The sequence below is a fragment of the Natronococcus sp. A-GB1 genome, assembly GCF_029688845.1.
In the GTDB taxonomy this organism is placed as follows: domain Archaea; phylum Halobacteriota; class Halobacteria; order Halobacteriales; family Natrialbaceae; genus Natronococcus.
This window is the reverse complement of the sequence record NZ_JARUKW010000042.1, coordinates 1-9,022: the sequence shown is the minus strand read 5'-3', so window position 1 is coordinate 9,022 and position 9,022 is coordinate 1. Positions and strand designations below refer to the sequence as shown.

Sequence of the window (9,022 nt, the reverse complement as noted above, 5' to 3'; positions counted from 1 at the left end):
AAGAGACAAACAAAAACAGTGGTATAGGAAGATAGCAATGTATGCCCTCATCATGGGTGCTGGTTGGGTGGGACAGATGATCGCTTCGAACCTTACAGATTCACATGAGGTTGCAATAGTTGAGCGTGATCCAGTGCTCGCTGTCAAGATCGGCGACAACCATCCAACTCCCCCAATCGGCTCCCAGAACACTACCGAGTACCAATACTGCGGGAGTACCTTACAGGAAGGCGACCGCGCGACCGTCTTCGCTGCCCGCCCAGCCGACTCAGACCAGTGGGCAATCGATCGTCCCTACTGTACGGTCTGGAGTCCCAAACTATCCGCTACCAATAGTCAGGATGTACGGAAACATCTACCGCATTCGGGAGCTGCCCGAGACGCAACTCTTGTCGTCAGCAGATCTCCTCAAAGATGCCCCGGAGATCGCTGTCTCGATCACCGCTACTGAGGCCGATCGACCAGAGACTGCGACGACGATGGGAATCCTCCAGTCCAAGAACTTGCAGCTGACTCGAGGGACTATTTCGGTGCTTCACGCACTGGCCAGCTCACCGTACGCCGCTGCTCGGACACTCCAGCAACTCGCTACCGAAGGAGAGCATCCTAACTCTGACGTCATTCTGGCTGGAATGCCGTATTCGGCCGACTGACCGGGACGTTCCGTACGATCGAATATTAACTGGTTATCGTCTTTTGGCCTTGGCGAATCATGCCGTGGATTTTTCAGCTCATCAAAGCAATCAGAGATAGTGGTAAGACAAGAGATGGTCGATGTCGGGCTCGCGGGTGATGTTGCTATCATTCTCGTCGCTGCTGCACTCGTCGGGGTTCTTGCGGTTCGATTGGGGCAGCCGACGATCATCGGATATATTCTTACCGGCGTAGTGATCGGCCCAGTCGGACTCGGACTCGTGGAACCGAGTATCATCACGGACACAATGGCCGAACTCGGTCTCGCATTTTTGCTGTTTTTACTTGGCATCAAAATGCGAATCGATGAAATTCGCCATCTCATCGCACCGATCGTAAAAATATCGATTCCACAGATGGTTGCAGTCGGGTCGGTCGGATTTGGTCTTGCAGTCGTTCTCCCGTTTTCCTTTGAGGAGGCTGTGATCATCGGACTAGCGGTAGTGTACAGTTCGACAGCCGTAGTGATCAAAATGCTCAACGACAAGGGCGAGGCGACTTCGCTGCACGGCAAGATCGACGTCGGCGTACTCCTCGCCCAGGACATCGTTGTCGTCATTATTCTCGCGGTGCTGGCCGCAGGCCGGCCCGAAGGCGTCGCCGACGTCGCGATGACGCTTGGGATTGTGATGGTACTCGTCACGATCACTACCGTCGCGGCGATCACTGCGTCCAGATACGTGCTCCCATCGCTCTTTGGGCGAATCGCCGGCGATACGAGACTGCTTTTTCTCGTCGCTATCTCGTGGCTCTTTTTGTTCGTCCTCGTATCCGACCAGATCAACCTCCTCCTGTCACCGATTGGGGTTGACGCGTATCTCTCCATTGAGATGGGTGCGTTCCTCGCCGGGCTGGCGATCGCCCAGCTGCCCTACAGCAAGGATCTCCAGGGTCGAGTCAACCCGTTGACTGACCTGTTCGTGATGGTGTTTTTCGTTTCTGTGGCTCTCGATTTCGAAGCCAGCGATCTCCTCGCATACTGGCAGGAGGCGGTCGTCGTCGCCGTAGGACTGATGATCGTCAAATTTGTCGTATTCTTCCTCCTTCTCAATTGGCAGCAGTTCGATCTTGAAACAACGTTCCTCGGCAGCATCGGGATGATCCAGGTCAGCGAGTTCGGGATCGTCGTCGCCGTCGCTGCGGTTGAGAGCGAGCCTCCATTTATCGGCCAAGCGGAGCTCGGTTTCATCACTCTCGTCGCGTTGATGACGATGAGCGTATCGGTGTACTTCATCCAGTACAACCGACAGCTGTTCGAGCGCGTGGAACCGTACCTTTCGCGATGGGAACAATCTGACCCTGTCCAGCCAGCGGACACAGAGTATCGAAACCACGTCGTTGTAATCGGCTACGACGAGATTGCACGCAGGGCGTTACGGATCCTCGAGGACCAGTACGACCAGATCGTAGTCCTCGACCGAAACGTCGAGCACGTCGAAGCCGTCGAAAACGCAGGGTACGATTCCCTGTTTGGTGACGTCCAGTACGAAAAGATTCGCAAGGATGCCGCTGTGAAGTACGCCGACTTCGTGCTCTCGTCGTCGGATCAAATGGAGATTAACGAGATCTTGCTCAAAGAGACAACGGAGGAGACGACGGTGTTCGTTGAGGCTGCAACTGCCGAGGAGGCAGAGCAATTGTACGATTCCGGCGCCGAGTACGTCATTCTGGCCCCACAACTCGGCGTCGCACAGTTCGTCGAATACCTTGAGTCGTACTTCGAGAACAGATCGACCTTCGACCGAGAGATTGCCACCGATATGGAGCTGTTGCGAAGCGGGCAGTTGTTCCCCGACAGCACGGATCAACTAGGTGGTGACGATGACTGACGTCGCATTGCTCACCGCGATGGCGATCCTTTTCGTCGTCGCCGGGCCGCTGTTGCTGATCGCGAAGGGGTTGCGGCTGTCGATCATACCTTCACTCATCTTGGCCGGGCTGTTCGTTGGGCAGTTGAATCTCATTGATGAGGCACTCATGCTCGAGCTCGCCCGGCTCGGAGTCGCGTTCCTCGTCTTTATGTTCAGTGTGCAGATCCAGACTGAACAGGTTCGTACGGTCGTCTCGAATACCGAAGTCGTCGCGATCGTTCAGGCGCTCGTCCTCGGCGTGCTCGGACTTCTCTTCGGACTCATGGTCGGCATCGCGTTGGAGTACGGGGTCCTCACCGACGTAGGACTTGGAGATCCACTGACGGTCGAACAGGCGCTCTTCGTCGGGATCGCGGCTGCGCTCTCGTCAACGATTGTCGGAACCGCATTGTTTGCCCAATCACAGTCCGACATCGTTCACGACTATCTCTCGAGCGAGATAGATTCGGTCAATGACTTCTTGGCGGTGTTTCTTTTACTCATCGTCAGCGCCGGCACCTTCGCACTAGAGCCGGTCGCGGCACAGCTCGGGTATGGTGTCATGCTCCTCGGCGCAGCGATCGCTATCAACCGGTACCTGTTTGGTATCATAGAACGACTCGCCAGCGGTTCTGACGAAGCGATGCTCATTAGCATCGTAGCATTGTTGATCGTCTTCCTTGCTGCAGCAGAGTTCCTCGAAACCTCGATCGTCATCGGCGCGTTCGCCGCTGGGCTGGCAGTCAGGGATAACCCCGTCGAGTACTCGGAGGTGTTCAACGGGCTGAACTCGATCCAGGAGTTCTTCGTCGCGCTCTTCTTCGCCACTGTCGGGGCGCTGGTTACACTACCCTCGCCGACCGCGGTAGTGGCCGATCCATCGGCTGCTCTCTCTCCCTTCGTGCCTATCGCCACGATCGCTCTCGGGCTCGTGGTCCTGACAGTCGTGATCAAGCCGATCGTCATTGGCATCCTGCTCGTACACAACGGGTACGACAGACGATCGGCGATGATTACGGGTCTTAATTTGGATCACGTTGGTGAGTTCGCCGTCATCGTGGCCATCGAGGCGCTTGTCCTCGGACTCTTGATCGAGCCGGTGTTCGAGGCAATCATCCTCGCGGCCGCAGTGTCGATGATCCTCTCGAATCTAACCCACAATTATGACGAAGAGATCTACCGTACTATGGCTAGTCGCGGCTGGCTCGGACAGCCGTATCACGATGTCGATGACTGGAACTCTGTCCCAGAGGATATCTCCGACCACGTCGTCATCGTTGGGTACGGCCGTCACGGCCAACGGCTCGTCGAGTTCTGTGAGGAGATTGACCAGCCTTACGTCGTGATCGAGAACAACCCGCAGGCACTGCCCGATCTCCGGGACAAGTGCAATGCCTACGTGTTCGCCGACGCGATCGAGTCGGAAACGGCGGACGTGTCCAACCTTGAAGCGGCGCAACTAATCATTTCCACCGCTGAATCGAAGTCAGTCTCGGAACACTTCCTGTCGTTTGCCGATACCACCGACGTCGTCGTCCGGACCAGGGAGTTACCGATGGCCGCTGAACTCATCGAGCAAGGGGCTATGTACGTCATTGTTCCGGACCTCCTCGCAGCCGACCAGCTCGCCGACAGATTCGAGGCACTGTTGAACGGAGAGTACGATCCCGATGAACTACGGGCAGAGAGCATGCGTGAACTCGACGTGGAACGTGCGCCATCTCATCATTCCACTGTGGAATCGGCGTCGCACACCGGAGAACTCGACAGTTGATATTCTCTACAGCCTGAAGGTACGGTATTGCCTTTTATCAACGTATGAGACGGGAACAACGACAGTTGCGCTTTCACTCTCACAATCTCAATGGAGTCATTCGAACGTAAGTGAGACAGATTAGCTAACTGAGGGCGCTAACATCTGAAGGAAGTGCTGTCAATCGTCACCCGACTGAGACGCCTGTTTTGTATTCCTCTTTAGTACTGGCACAGCGATGTCCTCGATCTGATCTGCGTACTGCATGAATGTCGTCCCGAGAATACTCATAAGCAACACATAGCCGACAGCGAAGGCATAGATCGTTTCGGCCGTTCCTTCGGCGAGTCCAGTTCCCGCACCCGCAATTGCGATGCTCGCAATAATAAGCGAGAACTCGCCACGGGTGGTCATGCCGAGTCCGACTCGCAGGGAGCGGCGCTCGTCAAGATCGTAGATCCGACCACCGAGATAGCCACTGACGAGCTTCGACGGTGTCGTCAGAATGGCCGCGAGTGCAATGAGTCCCAAGACGCTGAGAAACAGCGTCGGATCGGTGATCAACCCGATCCAGAAGAAAAATACCGCCGCAAAGGTGTCACGGAGTGGCTCAAGTAAGTTCTCGAGTTCGTGGACGTGGTTGGTCGAGGAGAAAGCCATTCCGACAAAGAAGGCTGCGACCGCCTCACTGACGCCGAGTGCGAGCGCAGCACCCGAGATGAGGATGGTAATACCGAGCACTCGAAGCACCGTGAACTCATGGGAGTCAATCTCCAGACTACGCTGAAACCAGGCTGTACCAACATAAACGAGCAGAAGCAAACCAAGGATGAACGCCATTGCAATTCCGATTTGGCCGGCGGCCTCGCCAACGTCGCCGCCACCGAGTACGAGTGCGGAGGCGACAGCCAAGTAGATGGCAATGAAAAGATCCTCATAGACAAGTGTACCGAGCATCGGATCTGCTTCGTCGTTTGCGATCCAGCCAAGGTCGATCAGCGACTTCGTAATGATCGCGCTCGAGGAGATGTAGACGATCCCTGCAGTGAGAAATGCCGGGAGGAACGACTGGAAGATCACATATCCGAGTGCGAACCCGATTCCGAAGTTGATCACGAGATCGACTGTCCCCGCCTTACCGATCCGCTCTTTGGCAGCGATGAGCCGATCTAGGTTGAACTCAAGTCCGAGAAAAAACAACAGCAGGACAATCCCAAGTTCGGCCCCGAGATGAATAAAGTCAGTCTCGAGAAGTGCAAGTTCTGATCCGTGCGGCACAAGATCCGTCCCAAGTATCGCTGGGAAGTCAATCCGGCCAAGTACGTATTCTCCAAGCACCATGCCGGAGATGATGTAGAATGGGATGACTGACTGACCGATCCGATTTGCGATGAGTCCGGCTAACGCAACGGCTGCGAACAAAATCCCGACGTCAATTAATGCGGTCGATTCAACTGCCACCAACTTTCACCTCCAGCTGTCTTACCATCAGTTAGTCAAGCTCCAGTGACGTCGCCAATCAGTTTCTCGAACTTGAGGCACTCTTCTTGCTCGCCAGCTACTATGACTTTGTCACCGGCTTCTATGACGGTATCTGGCGTTACCGGTGTAATGAGTTCTTCGTCACGCTGAATCGCGAGAATTGAAACACCGATCTGCTCATCGATTCTCGCGTCGGAAATCGATATCCCCGCAATCTCAGCAGTCTTATCGACGTCGTACCATTCAAGGAAGGTCTCCTCAGAGAGTTTGGTCTCTGCACCACTAGTCTGGACCGGCTGAAAGTAGGCACCCTCAAGGATCGTTCCGACCGTCCGGGCAAGTTGATCCGAGAGGTCGAATAGTTTCTCACTGTCGGCATCCTCGTTTGCTTTCTTGTAGACCTCTCGCTTCCCCGTGTTGTGCGTCACGATGACGAGACGTTCGCTGCCCTGGAGTTCGATCTCGAATTTTTTTCCTACGCCAGGAAGATCACTCTCGTAGATGGCCATACTGGAAAGACAGAAGGCCCGAGTAATAAATTGGGTGACACCGTGGCTTTATTAGTAAGTACCTTGAGCAACCAACTCAACCCTGAAAGATAGTCTATTAACCAACAAAGCCCTTGTCTTTGTATTGAGCTTTCCACCGAGCAAAGAGCTATCTCCTGACGGAACGTAGTTTGAACATTGTGACACGTCCTGTTGGAACGAAAGAGGAATTAGAAGCACGGCGACGGCGTGCCGTCGCCATGCTGGAGCTTGGTCACAGTCCGTACGAGATTGCCGAACTTGAGGGAGTCACACCATGGTCAGTGTATCGATGGAAAGAGATGTACCTGACCGAGGGAAGCGACGGCCTCAGCTCGAAACCTCATCCAGGATCGTCTCCAAAGCTTCCGAAAGAGGATCTAGCAGCGCTTGCGGACCTTGCTGGAGCAGGTCCGCAAGCGCATGGCTTCGAGACTGATCGGTGGACACTGGATCGGATCCGTGCGGTCATCAAGACAGAATTCGGTGTGTCTGTGAGCAGAACTACCGCCTGGCGCTATATGCAGCGTATTGACTGGAGTTGCCAGAAGCCGCAACGTCGCGCTCGTGAGCGCGACGAAGCGGCTGTCGAGGAGTGGCTAACCGAAACAGTCCCGGCAATCGAAAAAAAGCACGACTGAACGGCGAACTTCTGGTTTTCGTCGACGAGAGTTCTTTCGGAATGCAATCAACGGTTGTGCGGACCTGGGGGCCGCGTGGGCAGACACCAATCCACGTCAGCTCGGGGAAGTGGGAGCGCTGGAAGGTACTCGGAGTGCTGGCAGTCGCGCCGGCCAGCGGCGCGACTGCCTTCTCCTACTGGATGACTCCGCAAGGACTCCCCGGGAAGATAATTGCCGAATTCATGCGTGACTTCCTGGAGTTTCACAACAAACCTGCGATCGTCTGTTGGGACAACGATTCCTCGCACAAGTATGCCCAACGGCTGTTGACATCACCGGAGTTCGACACAGCGACCCGCGTCGCTGTGTCTTTTCCCAAGATGCCGTCCTACGCACCTGAGCTAATGCCAGTCGAACAGGTCTGGAAGTCCGGAAAAATCGACCTGCTCGGGAACTTCGTTCCGTTCGATTTCACGGATCTTGAGTGGGAAGTTGACAGGTCGATCGCCTCGATCGGCGATCGACCGGAGTTACTTCGAGCGTTCGTCAGGTGGGCAGGCTTCGAACTGGACGAGTCTCATTGGCAGTGAAAAGACCGATATCTCCGTTGGTTAACCTAAGATTGTCCGAAGAGATAGAGAGCGCTTGTTAGCTCGAAAAGTCACTGTGTCGTGAGATCAGAAGCGTTCGTCAGGACGCACAAACCCGTACCGCTCGAGTTTGTCAACCTTGGCAATATGCTCGCTCCTGCAATTGAATTTCGCCAAACGAGGGTGCTATTATTGTGGAGGTGTCGATCAGGAAAAAATGACGCAGTCCTCGTTGATAACAGCATATTGGGTGTCCCGAAGGGCAAGTGGTCCCCCGTTCCGGTCATAGGTGAGTGTCTGTGATCCATCTGCCTGCCGACCACCCTCTTCGCGCATTTTGAGGAACGCCGGAGAACGTTCGGTCACGTACCGGGCTTCTGGTGACGGAATCAAATCGATATTCTCTCCGGGTACTGCAGATCGTATTGATGCAGACCCTGATTCCTTAGTGACGTCGAATCGGCCGATGTATTCATAGGTACCAAGATGCTCACTAAGCCCTAGCGACAACGTATATACCGATTTTCCGCTCGAGAGTAGTGTTTCCATTCGATCCATTACTGTCTCGTCCTCAAGACTAACGTACACCCGGTAAATCGGATCGCAAACAACCTCAAAGACGGTTTGCTGGCGCGAGTCTGTAATATGTATACCAGGACGACCACTTTTGAGAGATCGACTTGAACCCTCCGTTGTGAGAATATTGATACCAAGTGAAAGCCGCCGAAGCGACGTTTCGAGTGAGACCGCAATGCTACTGTTCTCACGGTTGAACAGCTCGTAATAAGAGTGGCGTTCCATCCCCATTATTCCAGCAAGCATTCCTGCGATCGTCGTCCGTGGTGGAATCCCAAACGTCTGTGCAGGCGACGTCGTCGACGGCTTTCGAAAGTGCCCGAATTCGCCACGGATCTCAAGCACAATACAGTCTTCGGGAATCGTGTCCATTGTCAATTTTACTTCAACTGAAGGGTGATTGTTGAAAGGACGGTCATTAGAGCGGTAGCACGTATTGCAGGGTCATTCGATGACAAACGATACGTGTTCGGATCCAAGCACGTCGGTGAGAGTTTGTTTGAGATCGGTGATTTCATCCTCAGCACCACCATCAGAAAGGCGTATCCGGAGGCGGCGACTGGCCCGAATAGAGATACTGCCAATATCGTCTGCATGGGAATCAATCAATGTGACAAACTCTGTTGCGTTCACGATTCCATCAGTAATGTCACGCATCGCTCGCTCTTCGACTCCGTCGGGTTCGTACGTAAACGAGCGGTGTAGATCTCCGATGTGGTAGTCATCGGTTTCATACTCTACACGGACCAACAACCGTGGCTCATGGCCCTTTTTTGAGGCGGTGTGGGTTTCGCTTCGAGTTCCGTACCATAACCCATCTTCCAGTAACTCGACGTCGGTTTGGGTCAAGTGAGTTTCAGCAGCGTTGTGTTCGTTGATAACCCCATGAAACCGCATCAGGGCGTAGTCAACCCGATACTCAGTGAAC

Annotated in this window: 8 protein-coding genes; 4 read left to right on the top strand and 4 right to left on the bottom strand. The window is 54.4% G+C overall.

Annotated elements, in window-relative coordinates:
- Positions 1–767: 767 nt before the first annotated feature.
- Complete coding sequence (locus QA600_RS22590; protein ID WP_278294190.1) at positions 768–2,522, top strand: cation:proton antiporter; 1,755 nt, start codon at positions 768–770, stop codon at positions 2,520–2,522.
- A complete protein-coding gene (locus QA600_RS22585) occupies positions 2,515–4,317 on the top strand; it encodes a cation:proton antiporter (protein ID WP_278294189.1) in 1,803 nt (600 codons plus the stop codon). Before QA600_RS22590 ends, QA600_RS22585 begins: the two co-directional genes overlap by 8 nt.
- Positions 4,318–4,476: 159 nt before the next feature.
- On the opposite strand, the gene QA600_RS22580 is transcribed toward QA600_RS22585, so the two are convergent.
- Both QA600_RS22580 and QA600_RS22575 read right to left on the bottom strand, forming a co-directional pair.
- The gene (locus QA600_RS22580) at positions 4,477–5,757 is read right to left on the bottom strand and encodes a cation:proton antiporter (RefSeq protein WP_278294188.1); all 1,281 of its coding nucleotides are present in this window, start codon (positions 5,755–5,757) and stop codon (positions 4,477–4,479) included.
- Positions 5,758–5,792: 35 nt separating this feature from the next.
- On the bottom strand, positions 5,793–6,287 hold the full coding sequence (locus tag QA600_RS22575) for a TrkA C-terminal domain-containing protein (protein ID WP_278294187.1): 495 nt from the start codon (positions 6,285–6,287) through the stop codon (positions 5,793–5,795).
- Positions 6,288–6,466: 179 nt separating this feature from the next.
- On the opposite strand from QA600_RS22575, the gene QA600_RS22570 reads away from it, so the two are divergent.
- Both QA600_RS22570 and QA600_RS22565 read left to right on the top strand, forming a co-directional pair.
- Entirely contained in the window at positions 6,467–6,946 is a 480-nt protein-coding gene (locus tag QA600_RS22570) for an IS630 family transposase (RefSeq protein ID WP_278294186.1), read from the top strand.
- A complete protein-coding gene (locus QA600_RS22565; protein ID WP_278294185.1) occupies positions 6,901–7,518 on the top strand; it encodes a transposase in 618 nt (205 codons plus the stop codon). The genes QA600_RS22570 and QA600_RS22565 overlap by 46 nt, the downstream gene beginning before the upstream one ends.
- A 207-nt stretch (positions 7,519–7,725) precedes the next feature.
- Here the strand turns inward: QA600_RS22565 and cas5b are convergent, their stop codons facing one another.
- The gene (cas5b, locus tag QA600_RS22560) at positions 7,726–8,466 is read right to left on the bottom strand and encodes a type I-B CRISPR-associated protein Cas5b (protein ID WP_278294184.1); all 741 of its coding nucleotides are present in this window, start codon (positions 8,464–8,466) and stop codon (positions 7,726–7,728) included.
- Positions 8,467–8,538: 72 nt separating this feature from the next.
- A partial coding sequence (locus tag QA600_RS22555; protein ID WP_278294182.1) for a type I CRISPR-associated protein Cas7 occupies positions 8,539–9,022 on the bottom strand: 484 nt, incomplete at its 5' end.

Bases quoted from the DNA above. Each gene is read 5' to 3' on its own strand.
- QA600_RS22590 (WP_278294190.1), top strand. From the start codon at position 768: ATGGTCGATGTCGGGCTCGCGGGTGATGTTGCTATCATTCTCGTCGCT.
- QA600_RS22585 (WP_278294189.1), top strand. From the start codon at position 2,515: ATGACTGACGTCGCATTGCTCACCGCGATGGCGATCCTTTTCGTCGTC.
- QA600_RS22575 (WP_278294187.1), bottom strand. From the start codon at position 6,287: ATGGCCATCTACGAGAGTGATCTTCCTGGCGTAGGAAAAAAATTCGAG.
- cas5b (WP_278294184.1), bottom strand. From the start codon at position 8,466: ATGGACACGATTCCCGAAGACTGTATTGTGCTTGAGATCCGTGGCGAA.